This is a genomic window from Archangium violaceum Cb vi76 (assembly GCF_000733295.1).
In the GTDB taxonomy this organism is placed as follows: Bacteria; Myxococcota; Myxococcia; order Myxococcales; family Myxococcaceae; genus Archangium; species Archangium violaceum.
In genome coordinates this window covers 108,824-128,070 of record NZ_JPMI01000378.1, presented here as the reverse complement: position 1 = coordinate 128,070, position 19,247 = coordinate 108,824, and the positions used below count along the sequence as shown (strand labels likewise).

Below are 19,247 nucleotides of genomic sequence, written 5' to 3'. Positions count from 1 at the left end.
CCCGCAGGAGTGAACTTCTACTCCTGGGATTACTCTTCAGAGTCCCGGGCGGAAGCGGAGACGGTGGCGTTCTTGAACTTGTCGCGGTTGTTCACGATCAGGTTCAGCACGGCCACGCTGGTCTCGTTGATGTCGTTGACGATGGCGGTGGCGCGGCCCGACAGGATGGAGAAGGCCACGACGGCGGGGATGGCCGTGAGCAGACCGAAGCCGGTGCAGTTCATGGCTTCGGAAATACCGTTGGCGAGAATGGTCGCCTTGTCGGCCGGGTTCACGTTGGCCACGGCCTCGAAGCAGGAGATCAGACCGGACACCGTCCCGAGAAGCCCCGCGAGCATCGCCGCGTTGCCGAGCATGGCGAGGTAACCGGTGCGGGCCTCGATCTTCGGGGTCTCGCGCAGGCTGGCCTCGTCGAGGGCGGCCTGGACCTCCTCCTCGCCCTTGGGAACGTTCATCAGGCCGGCCTTGATGACCTGGGTGAGCGGCGTCTGCTTCTGGCCGGCCACGTAGTTGATGGCCTTGTCCAGGTCACCGGCGTAGATGTGCTTCTTGAGTCCGCGCAGGAAGGCGTCCTTGTTGATGGAGGCCTTGCCGAACAACATGATGCCGCGCTCGATCATGATGGCCAGCGCGAACACCAGGCAGACGGCGATGGGGTACATACCCCACTGACCCGCCTCCCAGCGCATGGCGACCTCCTCGAAAAACGAGCGCTGGGCGCCGTGACCGCCGGCGTTCGCGAGGATGGTCAGATTCGTCAGAAACCCCAGGTTCATCGCTTATGGCCTCCAGAGAGGGGCGTGCCCGACATGGCGGGCCTTGCCAGCCGGTTGGTTCCCGTACGGATACCCACACGGGTCCCTTACCGGGAATGGCAGAATTGGAGCCGGACTTTAGGAACGGCGGTCCTGGAGTGTCAAGGCACGCTCCGTGCTCTTAGTTGCTGAAATCCCACGGGAATTTTGCGATCGGACATCGGCTGGATGGCTGGTCTGGTGGCGGACGGACGGCTCGTTTCGCGCTGCGTCGCCTGCTTGACGGACCCGGGGGCTGGGGCTAAGGGCCGCGGATCATGGCCCGAAAGCGGATCGGCGAGCTGCTCCTGGAGAGGGGGGCGATCACCGCGGCCCAATTGGAAGTGGCGCTCCAGGCGCAACAACGGACCCGGCAGCGGCTGGGGGCGGCACTCGTGTGCCTGGGCGCCATCACCGAGAAGACCCTGGCCCACGCCTTGAGCGAGGCCCTGGGTGTGCCCGTCATCGACCTGGGCACCCGGCCCCCGGACTGGAGCGCCATCCACCTGCTGCGCTCGCGATTCTGCGAGCAGCACGACCTGTTCCCCGTGGCCCTGGAGAACGTGGGCGGGCGCCGGCTGCTGGTGGTGGCCATGGCCGACCCGCTCGACACCGCCGGCCTCCAGGAGATGGAGTTCACCACCGGCCTGAAGGTGAGCCCCCGCGTGGCGCCGCTGTCCGCCGTGCGCTCCGCCATCCAGCGCTACTACCACCGGCCTCCCCCCGCCACGACCCCGGCCCCCATCCCCACCCGGGCCCCGGAGTCCCTCCCCGACGCCCAGGAGGAGGATGTCGAGGAGATCATCGTCGGCGAGGAGCTGCCCCCCGGGGAGACGACGCGCCGCGTCTCGCTCGAGCAGCTCATCCAGGAGCGCGAGCAGCAGCGGCGGAGCAAGCGCGGACAGAGCAGAGCCAGTGCCAGGCCTTCGAGCGGTGACGTCAGCGCCGACCTGGACTCGCTCTTCGGCGAGTCGGCCCCCGCCGAGCCCGTGGACCGGGTCGAGGAGCTGGAACGCAAGTTCTGGGCCCTCATGCGCATCATGGCCCGCAAGGGGCTCCTGACGAACGAGGAGTTCACCCGCGAGCTGGATGATGAGGAGGGGAACTGAGCGGAAGGTGGCTCAGTCCGCGAGCGGCAGGCGCACGGTGAAGGTGGTGCCCTGGCCCAGCTCGCTCTCCACGCTCAGCTTGCCCCCGTGCTTCTCCACGATGCGCTGCACGATGGACAACCCCAGCCCCGTCCCGTTCCCCTCCATCTTCGTCGTGAAGAAGGGCTCGAAGATGCGCGACAGGTTCGTCGGCTCGATGCCGCTGCCCGTGTCCTTCACCCACACCACCGCCTCGCGCCCCTCCCGCCTCGTCCGCAGCCACACCTGACCGCCCGGCTTCATCGCGTGGCACGCGTTCGTGATGAGGTTCACGAATACCTGCTCCAGGTTCGCCGGCACCGCGTGCAACGGCGGCAGCTCCCCGTAGTCGCGCTCCACCTTCACCTTCGCCTGCGCCACCACGTGCTCGCAGTAGCCCACCGCCTTGTCCAACAGGGCGTTGAGCTGCACCCGCTCCACCTTGTCCTTCGCCGGCCTCGCGTAGGACGTCAGGTCCCTGGTGAAGCGGAGAATCCGCTGCCCGCTCTCCAATATCTTCCGCAGCTTCTCCGAGTCCGCCGCCCCCGCGCTCCCCATCATCATCGCCCGCTGCAGCAGCGACTCCGAGTACGCCACCACCGCCGTCATCGGGTTGTTGATTTCGTGCGCCACGCTCGCGGCCAGCTGCCCCATGGACGCCAGCTTCTCCGCGTGGATGACCCGCTGCTCCAGCTGCGCCACCACCGTCACGTCCTGGCCGATGGCCATCACCCCCTCCACCTCGCCCTGCGAGGCGAGCGCCGAGGACGTCGCGAACGAGGCCCGCGCCTCCCCCATGCGCGTGCGCAACCGCAGCTCGAAGTTGGGCACCGCCTCGCCCCGCATCGCCGCCGCCAGCACCGAGGCCAGCCGCATGTGCTCGTCCTCGGGCACCAGCGTGAAGACGTCCTGCCCCAGCACCTCCTCCTTGCTGAAGCCCGTGAGGCGGCTGATGGCCTGGTTGAAGACGACCACCTTCTTGTCCCGGTTGGCCACCAGGATGAGCGCGTTCGCCTTCTCCAGCAGCTCCTCCAGGTACTTGCGCACGAACGTCAGCTCGTCGATGAGCTTGGCGTTCTTCACCGCCACCGCCACCTGGTTGGCCAGCTGCACCAGCACCCGCTCGTCCTGCATCGGATCCGGCTCCTCGCGCAGCGAGGACGGGTACTCCAGGTTGATGACGCCGTAGAGCTGCCCGCTGGCCACCAGCGGCGCGCTCACCCCACCCGTGCTGCTCTCGAAGAGCAACGGCACCAGCGCGGCCACCACCACCTTGCCCGCCGGAATGCTCTCCGCCGTCAGGTGCATCTTCTCCACCGCCGTGCGCTTGAGCACCAGCGGCTCGCGGGAGCCCTCCTTCAACCGGCCCTCGGCGTACAGGCTCGTCAGCCCGCCGGTGCGCGCGTCGATGATGCGGATGCAGAAGGAGCGCCCGGGGAACAGCTCCTTCACCCCGCGCGCCACCGACGCCACCAGCTCCTCCTCGCTGCCCGCCTCGGCCACGCTGCGCCCCAGGTCCAGCAGCACCCCCTCCGTGCGCGCCTGCTCCAGCAGCGCCTGCTCCACCACCACCAACTGGCCCCGCATCAGCTCCGACTCGCGCCGCCCCACCACCGACACGGACTCGCCCCGCCGCGCCAGCTCCATCACCACCACGCCCCCCTGCGGCAGCGGCACCTCCACCACACACGCCGCTCCGTCCTCGGGCACCCGCGCGTCCGCGAGCCCCTCCATCATCTGCTCCACCGTCAGCCCATGGTCGAAGCAGAAGCGCGCGAACGCGTTGTTGCACAGCAGCAGGTGCAACCGCGTATCGCAGAGCGCCGCGGGCAGCTCCACCGTCTCGAAGAAGGCCCGGAAGGCCTCGGCGGAGGGAACCTCCGGCAAGGGCAGGCGACGTGACTCAGTCGTCATGGGAGCTGGCTTTGTCGAGGTCCACTATCTGCTGGGACCCCATGTAGGCTTTCGTCTCGTAACGGGTGATGCGGCCAATCTTCCGGACGATCTCCGCCATGCGCTCGGCCTCGCGGTAGATGATGTCCACCGGTTTGTAGGAGCTGTCCTCCTCCTTCAGCCGGCGCTTGAGCAGCTCCGCGTAGCCCATCACCGAGGTGAGGGGCTGGTTGAGCTCGTGGGCGGCGGTGCCGGCCAGGGCGACGATGACCGCGTTCTTCTCGCTCTCCTCCAGACGCGTCTCCACGTCCGACAGCTTGCGCTCCAGCTCCATCCGGTCGCGCAGGTCCGTGAAGATGCCCACGCTGGCCACCTCGCGGCCGCCCTCGTAGACGATGGAGGCCGTCATGTTCACCGGCACCATCTGCCCGGTGCGGTTGACGACGTCCTGGCGGCATACCGACAGCCGGCCCCGCCCACCGTACTCCAGGCTGCGCAGCTGCTTCATGATGCGATGGGCCACCCCGTCCGGGTAGAGCTGGTGGACGTACATGCCGCTCAGCGCCTGCGGAGCGCCGTAGCCGAAGAGGGCCTCGGCTCCCTTGTTGAACAGGATGATGCGGCCCTGCATGTCCGCGGCGACGATGGCGTCCACCGAGGAGTCGATGAGCCGCTCCAGGAAGTCCTTGGTGTGGCGCAGCTCGTCCGCCAGATGGCGCGCCTGCGTCACGTCCCGGAAGGAGAGGATGATGGCCCGGCGGCCGTCCTCCAGCGGTGCCGCCGAGAAGCTCAGCGTGAGGCGCCGTCCATCGGGCGCGCGCACCATCAGGTCCACGTCCGAGCGCGACTCGCCGCGCCGGGCCGCCGTCACCAGCTCCATCAGCACCGACTCGTCCAACGGCTGCGTCACGTCCACCAGGTGGCGGCCATACGCGCCCTCGGCGGGCGTCGCCAGGATGGCCTCGCCCGCGGGGTTGAGGCTGAGCACACACGCCTTGTCATCGAGGATGGCCACGCCCTCGCGCACGTTGGCGAAGAAGAGGTGGTACGTCTCGAGCGAGGCGGCCTTGGCCTCCGCGGCGATGCGCGCCGACATCTCGCGCTCGGTCTGCCCGCGCACCGTCAGCAGCAACGAGGCGTTGCGCAGGGCCACCGCCGTGGCGTGCGCCACCGTGTTGAGGAAGTCGATCTCATCCGGCGCGAAGGTGCGCCGGTCCCCGCCCGAGGCCCGCAGCAACAGCACCCCGCGCACCTCGCCCCGGATGTGCAGGGGCAGCGCCGCGAGCGCCTGGATGCCCCGCGCGGCCACCTCGTTCTGCACGCCCTCCAGCAGCGGGTGGTGCGAGGCGTCCTCCACGACGACGGGCTTGCCCGTGCGCGCCGCCTCGCGCACCTCCGGGTAGCGGTCCAGGTCGATGCGGACGTCCTCCAGGTTGGGAGCGTCGCTGGCGGCCACCACGCGCGCGCCATCCCCGTTCCTGTCCAGCATCACCAGCGCCGCGCGACTGACACCGAGCCGCTCGGCGAGCCGGCGGGTGACGTCATGGAGCAGCGCCTCCACGTCGAAGCTCTCGGCGTAGTCCGCGGTGAGCTCGACCAGGAGCGACAGGTCCTGCTGCCGCCGCATGAGCTCCTGGCGCTCGCGGTGGCGCTCGGCCACGCGCCGCAACCTCCAGGCGAGCTCGTGGGGCTGGCATCCCGCGGTCATCACCTCCGCGGGTTTGAGCGACTCCAGGACGGAGAAGGAGGCCTCGTCCGGCTCCACCAGGGCCACCAGCGAGAGCCGGGCTCCCGCGGGCGTGGTGAGCAGCGTGGAGAGGGCGGAGGCACCCTCCGGCGTGGTGAGGTCCACCAGACCGAGGGTGGCCTGCTCCGGCGTCTCCACCACCCGCAGGCCGGCCTGCGCCGCGGCGCGAGCGAGAGGCTCGCGTGCGGCCGAGGCCGCGGGCACCAGGACGACGCCGAGGGATGACTCGTGGGAAGACACGTTCATGACTCTACCCCGGCTCCCGCCTCAGGGGCAGTCCGTGACCCGGACTCCCCTGTCCGGTGCCGGACCGCGGCTCCACCGCGTCTTCGCAACCGGGTGGCTTTTCCACCGGGCGTGCGTCTCAGCCGCGGCCGTAGGGACCCCGGTGCGAGGGAACCCAGACCCACTCCTGCACGGACTGGTAGTAGCCCTCCACCCAGCGCTGCGCGTAGTGGCCGCCCTCGCACTTCGTCACGTTGCGGCGGGGACGGTACTTGCAGTTCTGCTCGACCCAGACCCGCTCGTAGTGGCCCGGCACGAACTTCCGGACCGTTTGGAGCTCATAGCGGCCCGCCTGGTGCGGCCGGTTCGAGCGCGGGGGATGGGCCGGAGGAGGCGGCGCCGGGCGATAGCTCCCCCCGGGGAGGATGTGCTTCCCGCCCTGGGACGGCTGACCCACCGGAGAGGCGTCGTGCCGGCCCCAGTCATCGGCCCGAGCGGCCACCGGAGCCAGGAGCAGTGCGGAGAGAGCCAGGGTGAAGAGTCCGTTCCGGAGCATCATCGTCTTATCCTCCCAATCGTTCTTGCTCCTTCAGACGAGGCCCCCGCGGATTGATTCAATCCGGGCCCCACGCTCCCGCGGCTCCAGGGACTCGGAGCGGGGCGCCCTACTTCTTCGGCGCCTCCGGCTTCTTCGCCGGCTCCGGCTTCTGCCCGCTCAGGCTCTGGTACGCGACCGTGAGCCACTGCTCCGGCTTGAGGAAGCCGTCACCCCAGCTCTTGTACTTCTCGGGCATGCCCTCGGCCTTCACCTGCTCGAGCGTCTTGCCCGCGGCCTGCTTCCCCTTCACCAGCTCCACCGTGTCGCGCAGCATCTGCGCGAAGGTCTCGAGCTCCTGGCGCCCCGACACCGCACCGTGGCCCGGGATGATCTTCACCCCGGCCGGCAGCGTCCGCAGCACCCGCTCCACGTTGCGCAGGTAGCCCTCCAACGAGCCACCGCTCTCCAGGTCGATGAACGGGTACTTGTCCCCGGTGAACTGGTCTCCCAGGTGCAGCACGTTGGACTGGGTGAAGTACACCATGCTGTCGCCATCCGTGTGGCCCGACGGCAGGTGCGTCACCTGGATCTCCTCGCCGTTGAAGAAGATGGAGATGCCCTGGTCATAGGTGATGACCGGCAGCGCCTCCTTGGGCGCGGGAGGAATCTTGATGCCCATCGCCGCGCTCTCCAGCCCGTTCATCAGCCGCGTGCGCACGTGCTTGTGGGCCACGATGGTGCCCTCGCGGCCGAAGAGGGCGTTGCCGCCCGTGTGGTCGAAGTGCCAGTGCGTGTTCAGCACGTACTCGGGCGTCTTGTCCTTGCCCCTGGTCAGCTTCCCGAGCGCCGCGCGAATCTTCGGCACCAGCGGGGCGAACTGGTCATCCACGATGAGGATGCCGTCCGGGCCCGCCGAGACGCCGATGTTGCCGCCCGCGCCCTCGAAGATGTGCACGTTGCCCGCCACCGGTGAGGACTTCACCGGAGTCTTCGCGAGCGTGGCCTCGTCGAACTGCGCGGACGCCACGCCGGGCACCACCCACAACGCGGCGATGAGAAGCTTCTTCATGTGGAGCGCTCCGTTCCTTGGGGAGACGCTCCACACCATAGGCCCGGCGGACGGGCCGCTCCAGGATTCGCGGTGGCCCGCCCCTCAAGGGCAGGTGGGAGATGTCATCGGGCTGATGATGGCTCCCGAGGGAATGGAGGGGCAACTCACGCTACGCAGGAGGATGCGGCCGGCGGCACCACCGCCACCGCCTCCGGCGCCATGCGTGCCGCCAGAGCCCGTCCCCGCGATACCATCGCCAGGACCAAACATTCCCGCCGCACCGAAGCCTCCCCCACCTCCGTTGGCCGCGCCGCCGTCACCGCCCGCCACCGTGGAGGCGTCCACGAGACTCCCATCCATTCCCGCGACGCCCGGAGACCGCGTTCCGCCCTGGGCATCGGAACCTTCACCGCCCGAGCCGCCATTCGCGGTGACCCGCGCGGAGTCCTCGATCACGAGAGTCCCGGCCTCGAGCACCAGCATTCCACCACTACCGCCACCGCCACCGCCCACCGCGTTGTTGACGGTGTTGGAATCACCACCGCCTCCTCCTGCGCCACTCACGCTCACCAGGCTCTTCAGCGTCAGCGTGCCCGCCACGGAGAGCTGCAACGCCCCACCGCCCTGGCCTCCCACACCCGGGGCCGTGTCCGCGATACCGCCGCCCGTTCCACCCTGGCAGCCTCCCACCAGCGGAACGAAACCACTCGTCGACAGAGCGCTCCCCCTCGAGCCCGGCCCGTTGCCACCGTCGTTGGCGCCTCCCAGGCCTCCAGTCGTCGCGAGGCCGCCTCCTCCGCCGCCTCCTCCATCATCACCGCTGAGCTCTCCCGCGCCGCCCATCCGTCCCGTGCACTCCACCCCGCTCCCCGCCCCTCGCCGCGACTCGGCACGCGCCGAGTGGGCCAGGACCTCGTTGCCCAGCGTGGCATCGCCATACACCGCCAGAACGACCGGCCTCGAGCCCACCACGCGCAGGGGGAGACTCACGGTGAGGTTCCGGACCGGAATCACCACGACGTCGGCACCCGTCACCACATGCGTGGGCGGCGTGAAGCTGCAGTCCGGAGCGAACGTCCACGTCGGCGTCCCCGAGGAGTCGAAGGTGGCACCACACGTGATGTCCAGGTCGGCAATGGTCTCGGACGAGATGGCCACCGGGTCGAAGTTGTTCGTGACGGTGTAGCTGAACTGGAGCGGCTGGCACTCCCCATCCGCCTGGCACGTTCCCGACCTTCCTCCCTCGCGGCAGATCTTCCCCACCTGCGTGGAGTCCACCTCGAACTGGCACTTGCCATCACCGGTACACATTTCGAGGGCCTTCTTGCAGATGCTCGGAGGAGAGCAGTTGAGCGTGCTGACGCAGGTCCCCATGCCATCGCACGCGTCCGACGTGCAGTCCTTGCCGTCCTCACAGGCCGTAGCCGGAGGCTTGGGCGAGTAGTTGCACGAGCCCGAAGAGGGCTCGCACGTGCCCACATGGCACTGACTCGGCGGCATGTCGCACGTCTTCGGCGTGCCCGCCATGCATGTCCCGCTGACATCGCACTTGTCGCCGAGGGTGCACAGGCTCCCATCCTCGCAGTCCGAATCGGCGGGCTTGAGCGCGTAGTTGCAGTCGCCCGTCGGCTCCTCGCAGGTGCCGGTCCCCTCTCGGCACTGACCCGGCGGCGTGTTGCACGTCTTCGGCGTGCCCGCCCCGCACGTCCCGTTGCCATCGCACTTGTTATCGAGGGTGCACGCCTTCCCATCGTCGCAGGAGGCCGTGGCGGGGAGAGGCGCGTACTCGCACTCGCCCGTCGAGGGCACACAGGTACCCGCCGCCGCGTGGCACTGACCCGGCGGCGTGTTGCACATCACCGCTGGCGTGCCCGTGCACGTCCCGCTGGCATTGCACGTATCGCCGCTGGTGCACTGGCTCCCGTCATCACAGGAAGCGCCGGTGTTGACGGGATACGCGCAGGTGCCCGTGCTGCACACCCCCACGCCCTGGCACTGCGACGGCGGCGCATCGCAGGCGCTGTTGCAGCAGATCCCCTCCACGCAGAAGCCCGAGCCGCACATCTCATCGCCCGTGCAACCTCCGCCGTTGCAGTCCAGCTTGCCGTCGCAGTTCCAGTCCGTGGCGAGGTTGGCCGCCCCGTCGCACACCGCCGTGGCGCCCGGGTGCACGGTGTCCTTGCCATCGTCGCAGTCCGAGCCCCGGATGGCGCTGTCCCCCGGCACGCGGGCGGGATGACCGTCCTTGTCCACATCCCGCGCCAGAAGTTCGAGCGCCGCCGGCACGGAGCCCTTGGCGGGCAGCGTCACCGCCGAGGCCAGCTGGCGCGTCTCGATGGCCTCGCCCGAGCAGTCCGCCGTGTCGTAGGAGGCCACCTCGGCCTGCAGCTGCGGACTCCAGCTCTTCTCCCGGTACACGGCGAGGACGAGCGTCCGGTCCTCGTCCGTGGCCAGCTTGGCTTGGAGGATGAGCTCCTCACTCCGGCGCTCCGGGGCCGCCGCATCCAGGGCGGTCACCCGAAGGCACAAGGGGGTGTAGCCCGGGTACTTGACCGTGAGGGCCACCGCGCTGTCCGTGACCTTGTTCGAACAGGCGGTGAGCAGCAGCAGGCATCCGGCAATCCACGCATGACGCATGGACGCGGAGCCTACATCAATCCTGGGTCGGCTGCGGCACCGACTCGCCCGCGGGTGCGGCCTCGGGCTCCTGCTTCACCGGCTGGAACGCGTAGCCTTGCACTCCCGGGGGCAGCACCACCTCCACCAGCGGATTCTCCGCGAGCAGCTCCGGCGTCACCGGCATCCGCACCAGCCCCTCCTGGTCACTCACCAGCGACACGCGTGCCCCCCGGTTCATGGTCAGGATGACGCGCGAGCCCGGAATGGGCCGCTCCGTCCCCGGCTCCACCACCCGCAGCAGCACCGCCTCGCCCTGGCCCGCGGCCGCCGCGGGCTTCATCGCGGACATGTCGGGCGGCAGGACCTGCCGGTAGTACGGGCGCAGCGCGCAGGCCGACAGAGGACCGAAGGACAACAGGGCAACGCACAGCAGGGGACGCATCGAACGCATGAAGACTCCATCCGGCCAGACAGGGGCACGAGGGAGGCGCAGCATACCGGCCAACCTCCCGCCGCCAAGTCCCGTCACGCCCGCCCGCCTGCCCTCCCATGGGGCGGCCTCCCCTGTCTCCCGCCCCGGGATGCCACATCTTCAACGGCAGTACCACCGGCGGAGCCTTCCGCCTCCACCCACCGGGAGAGCACGCATGTCCGAGTTCATCGATCCCCAGAATCCCAAACCCAAGACGCGCCGCGAGGTCCTCGAGGACGGCCAGTGCGAGCGGGGTCTGCTGGGAGGCCGTGAGGTCCGCACCACCGCCGCCGAGCCCCTGCCCGACATCGAGGAAACCGGCTACCACGAGGTCCTGGTGCGCGAGACGCCCACCGAGGGCCTCGTCCTCAAGAACCGGGGCCAGGTCATCGGCACCTTCACCATGGTGTTCGTGAGCCTCATCACCTTCTGGATGCCCTTCCTCAACGGCATGCTGGGCGGCGTCTTCGGAGGCTTCTTCGCCAGGACGTGGAAGCGCGCGTTCGTGGCGGCGGCCCTGACATCGGTGGCGGTGCCGGCCACCATCGCCTTCTTCTACGGCTTCGACACGCCGGACCTCCTCTATTTCATGTATGGCCTTGGCTTCTGGCGGTGGACCGCGCTCCACGTGCTCGGCACGTTCATTGGCGCGGCGGCGGGCGTCTACTCGCGCCCCGAGGCGGACCGGCGGCGTTTCATCCGGCGTGAAATCACCGCGGGCTAGCCGTACGAGCCACGTGACCCGGCCTGTGACATCCTCGGAACCGGGTCACGTGGCCCTGCGACTGCGTGTCCCAATTCCATGCGGGAAATCCCTTAGAAACTCCCACCGCGAGTGCAACTCTTCGCGTCATTGAAAGGTGTTCTTGGCATTCCAGCCGCGCCGCCTATAGTCCGTTTTAGCTTGGAACCATTGGATTCGCAGGATCAGCGATTGTTAGAGGACCTGCGGGCCCGGCTCGACCTTGTCGAGCCGGGGGTGGACGTCCTGCCCGCCCTGGTGGAGGCCCTGCGGGAAGCGCTGCGCGCGGAGCGCAGCCTCGCGTATGGCGTGGACATCGGGCCCGAGCGCTACCAGTTGAGCTTCCTGAATTACTCCGGCTTCTCCCTGGAGCCGCGGGTAGCCCACGCGTCACTGGATGGCTTCGTCGGAACGCGGAGAGATCCCTGGGGGTACTTCAATCCCGCCAACCCCCAACCCTCCCAACGCAACCGGGAGCTGCAGTTCCACGCGCCCGGGATGGAGGAGACGGCCCCCCCCGCGCCCCCGAGGGACGACCGGTTCACCCTCTGGAAGACGCTCGGAGTCCCCATGGAGGAGCAGGCACGGCTCCAGGCCCAGGTGCGCGCCTCCATGGGTGGAGTCCTCCAGGAGTACGGACTGGAACGGATGATGTTCCTGCGCGTGCTCGTCTGTGAAGGACCGGCCCTGCTGGGGTGGGTGGGCGCGATGCGCTCGGAGCCCTTCAGTTCGCGGGAGCTGCGTCTGCTGCGCGAGCTCATTCCGTCGATGCAGCGCAGGCTGGCGCTGGACGCGCGCTTGCGCGAAGGGGGAATGCTCCACGCGGCGCTCGAGGCGGCACTGGAGGCGCTGGGCCAGGCGGCGTACGTGGTGACGTCCACCGGCCGCGTGGCGTTCGCCAACAGCCTGGGGCGGGCCCGGCTCGAGCAGGACTCCGGACGGGTGGCGGAGGCCCTGAAGAGGCACCTGAAGGGCGAGCCGATAGGAACGGAGCTGACCTTCTCCCCGTTGCGCCTCACCGGCGCCCCCGCGCACTACCTGGCCATCATCCAGAACGAGCCCCAGCAGGCCCTCGCCCGCGTGCACACGCTCAGCTCCGGCTGGGGACTCACGGCCCGGGAGATGGAGGTGCTCGGCAGGCTCGTGCGCGGTGAGTCCAACAAGGCCATCGCCCTGCACCTGGGCTGCGCGGAGCGGACCGTGGAGGTGCACGTCACCCGCATCCTCGCCAAGGCGCAGGTGGAGAGCCGCTCGGCGCTCATCGCCAAGTGCTTCCTGGCCTCCTGATCCGGGCGGGCAACCGGGCACCGGCTCGCGGGCGGGACTAGGATGGGGCCGTGAGCACGCCCCTCGTCCAGTCCGCCCTCGCCCGCGCCGCCGAGGCCGTCCGCCGTGGTCCCCACTCCACACCGCCCGATGGCCAGCACCGCACCCGGCGTTTCGCCATGGGGGACCCGCAGGCGGACTTCACCCGCTTCCTCGCCATCCTCGACCGTCATGGCCTGCTCGGCCCGGAGGGGTGGCTGCGGCCCGAGGTGCGGCTGCTCTCGGTGGGGGACCACTTCGACTGGGGCAGGCCCACCGAGCGCGAGGAGGTGGCCAGGAGCGCGCTGCAACTGGTGGCGTGGATGGCCGCGCACCCGGCGGACCAGGCGGTGCTGCTGCTGGGCAACCACGACCTGGGGCGCGTGGGCGAGCTCGCCGGCTTCACCGACGCGCGCTTCGCCGCCGCCCAGGCGGAGGCGGACGGCATCTATCGGGGTGAGGACACCGACGAGGCCCGCGAGCGCGACTTCCTCACCCGCTACCCGGAGCTGCCCAACGTGGAGCTGGCGGCACGCGACTTCGGCAACTTCCGCGAGGTGCAGCGCGACTGGGTGGCGTACCTGCTGCGTGCCGGGCGCTTCCGGGTGGCCCACGCCGGGGCGGAACACCTGCTCGTGCTGCACGCGGGCGTCACGCGCGAGGACCTGCGCGTGGTGGGGCTGCCCGAGTCCCAATGGGCCCACGCGCCCACGGTGGCGGACGCGCTGAACCGGGCGCTCGACACCGCGGTGGCGGCCTGGAAGGAGGGGCCCTTCTCCATGCCCGGGCTGTACCAACCCGGCAGCGCCACGTACGGCGAGGGACGCGGCATCTTCTACCACCGCCCCAGCCTGCTCCCCCAGGACGCCGCCCACCGTGCCGCCACGCCCCGGCGCCGGTTCGACCCGCACCAGCTCCCGCCCGGCCTCACCCAGGTGGTGGGCCACACGCGCGACAAGCGCACCCGCGAGCTGCTCGCGATGCCCCGCGAGGGCACCCGGGACGGTGTGCTGCGCTACCTCGTCACCGACGGCACCTCGCTCCGGTACAGCCTCGGCACCCCACCGCCCACCGGTCCCGGCGAGGCGGTGCTCATCTTCACCGACGGCGGCATGCGCGAGTCGCCCCTGGAGTCCTTCGAGCTCCTCGAGCTCGATGCCCGCGCACCGGCACGGCCGCTCGGCCACGAGCACCAGGAAGGACAGGGATGATGAGGACGACACGGAGACTCGTGGGGCTGGCGCTCGTGGGCAGCGTGGCACTGGGCGGGTGCGCGGCGCCCCTGCGCGCGTCCACTCCGGAGGCGCGGGCCACCGAGGCGCGGCTCTCGGAGCACGCCGAGGGGCAGGAGGAGACATCCCCCGAGCAGGAGCAGGCGGAGCGGGATGCCTTCGCCCGGCGGGCCATGGAGGCCCTGCGCGCCTCCGGCGAGACACGCCCCATCCACTACGACGCCGAAGGCTTCCTGCTGCGGCTGGGGGACAAGGACGGGACCACGGTGTTCCTGGCCAACTTCTTCGACGAGTACCACGCCGTGCCGCCAGAGGGGCAGGACGAGGTCTTCACTCGAATCACCCGCGTGCGGAGCATGCCGGGCCTGCCGGCGACGCTCGCCGAGGCGCGGCCGAACCTGCTGCCAGTGGTGCGCAGCCGCACCTTCTTCGAGCAGCTCCGGCTGGTGATGCAGGGCCCGCCGGGCAAGTCGCCGCCCATCGTGTGGAAACCGTTGGGAGGTTTTCTCGGCGTGGGGCTGGCCTTCGACGGACCGGACACCCTGCGCTACCTCGGGCCCGACGAGCTGACGCGCTGGGGCGTCTCCTTCGAGCAGGCGCTCGGCATGGCCGTGGAGAACCTGCGCTCGCGCAGCACCGAGCCCCTCGAGCAGCTCGCTCCCGGCACCTGCAAGGCCCCCTGGGAGGACAGCTACGCGGCCTCGCGCATGCTGCTCGACGAGGTGGTGCGCCGCTGCCCGGTGAAGGGGACGCCGGTGGTGCTCGTGCCCCATCGCGACCTGCTCCTCATCACCGGCTCCGAGGACGAGGACGGACTGAACCAGGTGGCCGCCCTGACCCTGAAGGCGGTGATGGCCCCGCGCGCGCTGGATGGCCGGGCCATGCGCCTCACGCCCGCGGGCTGGGTGCCCTTCATGCCGGAGCGGCTCAGCAACGCCTGGGGGGACTTCCGCAAGCTGGAGCTCTTCACCCGGGCGCGCGACTACGACGAGCAGACGCAGCAACTGGAGAAGTTCTACGAGGAGAAAGGTGTGGACCTCTTCGTGGCCGCCTTCACCCCGTACCAGGACGAGCGCGGGCGCAGCCTCAGCTACGCTGTCTGGCTCAAGGGCGTGGATGCCGTCCTTCCGCGCGCCGAGGTCATCTTCTTCATGGACCCGGCGCTCGGCCCGGAGGCCCCGCCAGTGGGCATCGCCCGCTGGGAAGAGGTATCGCGGGTGGCCGGGCAGTTGCTCGCGCCGGTGGAGGGCCTGTACCCCGAGCGCTACCGGGTGACGGGCTTTCCCACCCTGGAACAGCTCGCCCGGTGGCAGAACGACCCGGGCGACCTGTTCGACGAAGACGGGCCCTGAGCACGGGCCCGTCTCCTCACTTCACCTTCGTGGCCGCCAGCTTCTTCTCCAGGGCGTCCACCATGCGCGGCGAGGCCTGCGCCCCGGAGAGCGTCTTCGCGTAGGCGATCGCCTCCTCCAGGGTGCGCACGGCCGCGTCCTTCTCACCCCGGGCGACGTAGATGTCCGCCCGCTCCGAGAGGACGCGCAACCGCCGGCCGCCCTGCACCTTCGACAGCGCCCGGGTGCTCGCGGCCAGTGCATCATCCAGCCGGCCCAGCCGCCGGTAGAGGTTGGCCAGGCGCGCGGGCGGGTTGTAGTCGTCCGGCAGGTCCTTCTCGCTCTGCTCGATGGCCGGAACCACCCTCATCGGGTCACCCAGAAGCAGCGCGGCGCCGATGCGGTGCGAGTCGAACACCGTGCGTTGCTCGGGCGTCGGGGCCTTGGCCGCCTCGCCCTCGAGGAAGGTGAGCCACTGCTCGGCGAGCGCCTTCCCGCCGACCTCGTCCTTCGCCGTCATGCGCGCCTGCACCAGCACGTCGTACACGCCCGAGCGGTCATCCCCGGGCATGACGATGTCCGGCGAGAGCGCCTCACGGGCCTTCGCCTCCAGCGAGTCCCGCAGCGCCTGAGCGTCCGCGGTGCCCTCCGGCAGTTGCAGCGCACAGGAGAGCCCGAGCGCCGCCGCGTTCGCCCACGAGGCCGAGTGCGGCACCTTGGGAAGCTCCGCCAGCGCCGTCCGGGCACACGCCTCGTGCCGGCTGGCGCCGTACTGGGCGGTGAGGGTGGACTCCAGCGCACGGGCACGGCGGGACCAATCCGCCGGAGCCTCGGCCAGCGCCTGGGCGAACACGTCCGCCGCCTCGGCGGCCTTGCCCTCACCATAGAGGGCATCACCACGGGCCAGCAGCGCCTCGGGTCCCTGGGCGCCCCCACGGTACGCCCGCTCGCCATCCTCGAAGAGCTTCTCCAACTGCGGAACGGTGGCGCTGCCCGCGAAGCGCACGAGGGCCTTCTCCTCCCTCGGGTCGATGATGAAGAAGGTGGGCCAGAACTCCACCGGGTACTTCTCCTGGAACTGCGCGTTGCCGGGAAGATCCGTGTTGACCTCGAGCCAGACGAACCGCCCGGAATGCCGCGCGAGTGCCGCATCCGTGAAGACGTAGGCACGCATCGAGCGGCACGTGTGGCACCACGGGGCCCAGGTATCGACGAAGAGGGGCAATCCCCTCGACTTCGCCTCCGCCAGGGCACGCGGGTAGTCATCCTCGATGAAGGGCAGGGGCGTCCGGGCATGCGACGCCGCGGGCTCGGACACGGCCGAGGTGCGCGCGGTGGAGCAGGCCAGCAGACCCACCACGAGCAGGCTGGAGAGGAGTGTTCTCATGAGCCCGGCACCCTACTCCGCGGGCGGGCAGGGGAGAAAGCAAGCCACCTTGGCCGCGTCGGGAGTGGGATATGGTGCCCCGATGAGCGGCCGAGTTCTTCTCATCGACGATGACCCGAGCATGCTGGAGATGCTCCAGAACCGCCTCACCCGGCGCGGCTTCACCGTCACCCCGCTGAACGACCCCAACGCGGCCCTGCCGTTGCTGATGGAGCAGCCCTTCGACGTGGTCCTCACGGACCTGAACATGCAGGGGCTGAGTGGCACGGAGCTGTGTGAGCGCGTGGTGGCCAATCTGCCGGAGTTGCCGGTGGTGGTGTTGACGGCCTTCGGCAGCATGGAAACGGCCGTGGCCGCCATCCGGGCTGGCGCCTACGACTTCATCACCAAGCCGGTGGACCTGGAGGCGCTGGCGCTGACGCTCGGCCGCGCCGTGCAGCACCACCACCTCAAGGGCGAGGTGGTGCGCCTCAAGAAGGTCGTCACCGAATCGCAGCGATTGGGCGGACTGCTCGGCTCCAGCCCGCCGATGTGCAAGGTGTATGACCTGCTCACCCGCGTGGCGGACTCGGACGCCACGGTGCTCATCAACGGCGAGAGCGGCACGGGCAAGGAGCTGGTGGCCCGGGCGCTCCACGAGAAGAGCCGGCGTGGCTCGGGGCCCTTCGTGGCCGTCAACTGCGCGGCCATGCCCGAGGCCCTGCTGGAGAGCGAGTTGTTCGGCCACGCCAAGGGGGCCTTCACGGACGCCAAGGCGGCGCGCTCGGGCCTCTTCGTGCAGGCCAACGGCGGCACGCTCTTCCTGGACGAGGTGGGGGAGATGCCCCTGGGCCTGCAGCCCAAGCTGCTGCGCGCCCTGCAGGAGCGGGTGATGCGCCCGGTGGGCGGGGACCACGAGGTGTCCTTCGACGTGCGCCTGGTGGCCGCCACCAACCGCGACCTGGAGGGCATGGTGGAGGAGACCCGCTTCCGCGAGGACCTCTACTACCGCCTCAACGTGGTGCAGATGGAGCTGCCGCCGCTGCGCTCGCGTGGAGGGGACATCCTGCTGCTGGCCCAGCACTTCATCGAGCACTTCGCCGCCCGGGCCAACAAGCGGGTGACGGGCCTCAACGAGGCCGTGGCCGAGCGGGTGATGAGCTACAGCTGGCCCGGCAACGTGCGCGAGCTGCGCAACTGCATCGAGCGCGCGGTGGCCGTCACCGTCACCGAGCGTCTCACGGTGGAGGATCTGCCGGAGAAGATTCGCGCCTACCGCGCCTCGCACGTGGTGGTGGCCAGCGGAGACCCCTCGGAGCTCACCACGCTGGAAGAGGTCGAGCGCCGCTACATCCTCCGCGTCATGGAGGAGGTGAAGGGCAACAAGTCGCTCGCCGCGCAGATTCTGGGGCTGGACCGCAAGACGCTCTACCGCAAGCTGGACCGCATCAAGGGCTCGGGGGAGTAGCCCATGGCGGGCACGGGGGACGCCTGGCGGGGCCGGGTGGTGGCCGGGCGCTACCAGGTGACGGGGACGCTCGGCCAGGGCGCAATGGGCACGGTGTACGAGGCCGAGCAGCTGGGCCTCGAGCGCTATGTGGCCCTGAAGGTGCTGCACCCGCATGTGGCGAAGACCCCCGGCGCCGTTGCCCGCTTCCAGCGCGAGGCGCAGCTCATGGCCCGGCTGAAACACCCGGGCGCGGTGCACCTCTTCGACCACGGCGCCGACGGGGAGGTGCTCTACCTCGCCATGGAGCGGGTGTTCGGCATCCCGCTCGACGAGGTGCTGGAGACCCACGGCCAGCTGGAGGTGAAAGCAGCGGTGGAGCTCGCCGCGCGGATGCTGGACGTGCTGGAGGCCGCGCACGGCCTGGGCATGGTGCACCGCGACCTCAAGCCCTCCAACGTGATGCTGGTGGGCGAGCTGTCCGCCCCCACGGTGAAGGTGCTCGACTTCGGGCTGGCCGCGCCGGTGCACGAGGAGCCCCAGGCCCGGCTGACCGGGAGCGGACAGGTGCTCGGCACGCCCGCGTACATGTCCCCCGAGCACTGCCGCGGGGAGCTGCCCGATGGACGCGCGGACCTGTACTCCGTGGGATGCCTGCTGCACGAGCTGCTCGTGGGCCAGCCTCCCTTCGGAGAGTCGCCCGCCGTGGAGGTGATGAGCGGCCACCTCTACCGCCCGCCGCCTCCCGTGCGCCAGCTGCGGCCGGAGCAAGACGTTCCCGAGGCGCTGGAGACGCTGGTGCTCGCGTGTCTCTCCAAGTCGAAGGCCCAGCGCCCGGCGAGCGCGCGGGAGCTGGCCGCCCGGCTTCGCGAGTCCCTGGCTCCCCCTCCCCTGCGCGGCGAGGGCAAGAAGCAGGAGCGCATGCGGCCTCCGCCTTCCCCACCGCCCACACCCGCGCCCGAGGTCCTCGCGCGGCCCGTGGGTGTCATCGAGCCGGACGGCTCCACCAACCCCCTCGGCATCGGCACCGCGCTGGCGGTGGCCGGTTACCGGGTGGTGCCCCGCCGAGAGGGAGACTCCCTGGAGGGCCTCCACGCAGTGGTGGTGGTGCCCCGGAGCGACCAGGCCCAGGAGGAGGCCCTGGCACTGGCGAGCACCCTGTCCACCCGGCCCCACGCGCCGCCCGTGCTGCTCTGCGGGAGCGGAGAGGACTTCTCGTTGATGTCCCGTGCCGTCGCGAGCGGCGTCTACGACTACGTGCCGCTCCCCCTGGACCCCACGGACCTCGCCCGGAAGGTGGGCCGGGCACTGCGCTCGCGCCGTTGAGCCCCGTGGCGGACGCCGGGGCACATTCGTCC

The 19,247-nt window shown here is 70.2% G+C and carries 15 protein-coding genes; 7 read left to right on the top strand and 8 right to left on the bottom strand.

Going from position 1 to position 19,247, the window contains the following annotated elements; genetic code table 11:
- Window positions 1-29: 29 nt before the first annotated feature.
- Window positions 30-776, bottom strand: a complete 747-nt coding sequence (locus tag Q664_RS46710; protein WP_084610926.1) for a MotA/TolQ/ExbB proton channel family protein — start codon at window positions 774-776, stop codon at window positions 30-32.
- Window positions 777-1,072: 296 nt separating this feature from the next.
- Here Q664_RS46710 and Q664_RS46705 point away from each other — a divergent pair, with 296 nt between their 5' ends.
- Window positions 1,073-1,903, top strand: coding sequence for a GspE/PulE/PilB domain-containing protein (locus Q664_RS46705; protein WP_043412393.1), 831 nt, complete (start codon window positions 1,073-1,075; stop codon window positions 1,901-1,903).
- A gap of 12 nt (window positions 1,904-1,915) precedes the next feature.
- On the opposite strand, the gene Q664_RS46700 is transcribed toward Q664_RS46705, so the two are convergent.
- The 6 genes from Q664_RS46700 to Q664_RS46675 form a co-directional block, all read right to left on the bottom strand.
- Complete coding sequence (locus Q664_RS46700; RefSeq protein ID WP_043412389.1) at window positions 1,916-3,835, bottom strand: GAF domain-containing sensor histidine kinase; 1,920 nt, start codon at window positions 3,833-3,835, stop codon at window positions 1,916-1,918.
- Window positions 3,825-5,807: a PAS domain S-box protein gene (locus Q664_RS46695; protein WP_084610925.1), complete on the bottom strand. Its 1,983-nt coding sequence runs from the start codon at window positions 5,805-5,807 to the stop codon at window positions 3,825-3,827. The genes Q664_RS46700 and Q664_RS46695 overlap by 11 nt, the downstream gene beginning before the upstream one ends.
- Window positions 5,808-5,925: 118 nt before the next feature.
- Window positions 5,926-6,345 carry a hypothetical protein gene (locus Q664_RS46690; RefSeq protein ID WP_052519568.1) on the bottom strand — a complete coding sequence of 140 codons (420 nt, stop codon included), beginning with the start codon at window positions 6,343-6,345 and terminating at the stop codon, window positions 5,926-5,928.
- Between the two features lie 106 nt (window positions 6,346-6,451).
- A complete protein-coding gene (locus Q664_RS46685; RefSeq protein WP_052519567.1) occupies window positions 6,452-7,393 on the bottom strand; it encodes an MBL fold metallo-hydrolase in 942 nt (313 codons plus the stop codon).
- An 84-nt stretch (window positions 7,394-7,477) separates the two neighbouring features.
- A complete protein-coding gene (locus Q664_RS53695) occupies window positions 7,478-10,012 on the bottom strand; it encodes a putative metal-binding motif-containing protein (RefSeq protein ID WP_052519566.1) in 2,535 nt (844 codons plus the stop codon).
- Between the two features lie 16 nt (window positions 10,013-10,028).
- Window positions 10,029-10,445, bottom strand: coding sequence for a hypothetical protein (locus Q664_RS46675; RefSeq protein ID WP_152622759.1), 417 nt, complete (start codon window positions 10,443-10,445; stop codon window positions 10,029-10,031).
- A 196-nt stretch (window positions 10,446-10,641) separates the two neighbouring features.
- Here Q664_RS46675 and Q664_RS53690 point away from each other — a divergent pair, with 196 nt between their 5' ends.
- From Q664_RS53690 to Q664_RS46655, 4 genes are all read left to right on the top strand, one after another.
- Complete coding sequence (locus tag Q664_RS53690; protein WP_052519564.1) at window positions 10,642-11,190, top strand: hypothetical protein; 549 nt, start codon at window positions 10,642-10,644, stop codon at window positions 11,188-11,190.
- Window positions 11,191-11,370: 180 nt separating this feature from the next.
- Complete coding sequence (locus tag Q664_RS46665; protein ID WP_043412388.1) at window positions 11,371-12,495, top strand: helix-turn-helix transcriptional regulator; 1,125 nt, start codon at window positions 11,371-11,373, stop codon at window positions 12,493-12,495.
- Window positions 12,496-12,545: 50 nt separating this feature from the next.
- A complete protein-coding gene (locus tag Q664_RS46660) occupies window positions 12,546-13,724 on the top strand; it encodes a metallophosphoesterase (protein ID WP_043412386.1) in 1,179 nt (392 codons plus the stop codon).
- Complete coding sequence (locus Q664_RS46655; protein WP_043412385.1) at window positions 13,721-15,097, top strand: DUF1444 family protein; 1,377 nt, start codon at window positions 13,721-13,723, stop codon at window positions 15,095-15,097. Before Q664_RS46660 ends, Q664_RS46655 begins: the two co-directional genes overlap by 4 nt.
- A 16-nt stretch (window positions 15,098-15,113) precedes the next feature.
- Here the strand turns inward: Q664_RS46655 and Q664_RS46650 are convergent, their stop codons facing one another.
- Window positions 15,114-16,463 (bottom strand): thioredoxin family protein, encoded by a 1,350-nt coding sequence (locus Q664_RS46650; protein ID WP_043412382.1) that lies wholly within the window; start codon window positions 16,461-16,463, stop codon window positions 15,114-15,116.
- 82 nt (window positions 16,464-16,545) lie between these two features.
- Here Q664_RS46650 and Q664_RS46645 point away from each other — a divergent pair, with 82 nt between their 5' ends.
- Both Q664_RS46645 and Q664_RS46640 read left to right on the top strand, forming a co-directional pair.
- Window positions 16,546-17,910: a sigma-54-dependent transcriptional regulator gene (locus Q664_RS46645; protein WP_043412380.1), complete on the top strand. Its 1,365-nt coding sequence runs from the start codon at window positions 16,546-16,548 to the stop codon at window positions 17,908-17,910.
- A gap of 3 nt (window positions 17,911-17,913) precedes the next feature.
- A complete protein-coding gene (locus Q664_RS46640; protein WP_052519563.1) occupies window positions 17,914-19,215 on the top strand; it encodes a serine/threonine-protein kinase in 1,302 nt (433 codons plus the stop codon).
- The last annotated feature ends 32 nt before the right edge of the window (window positions 19,216-19,247 follow it).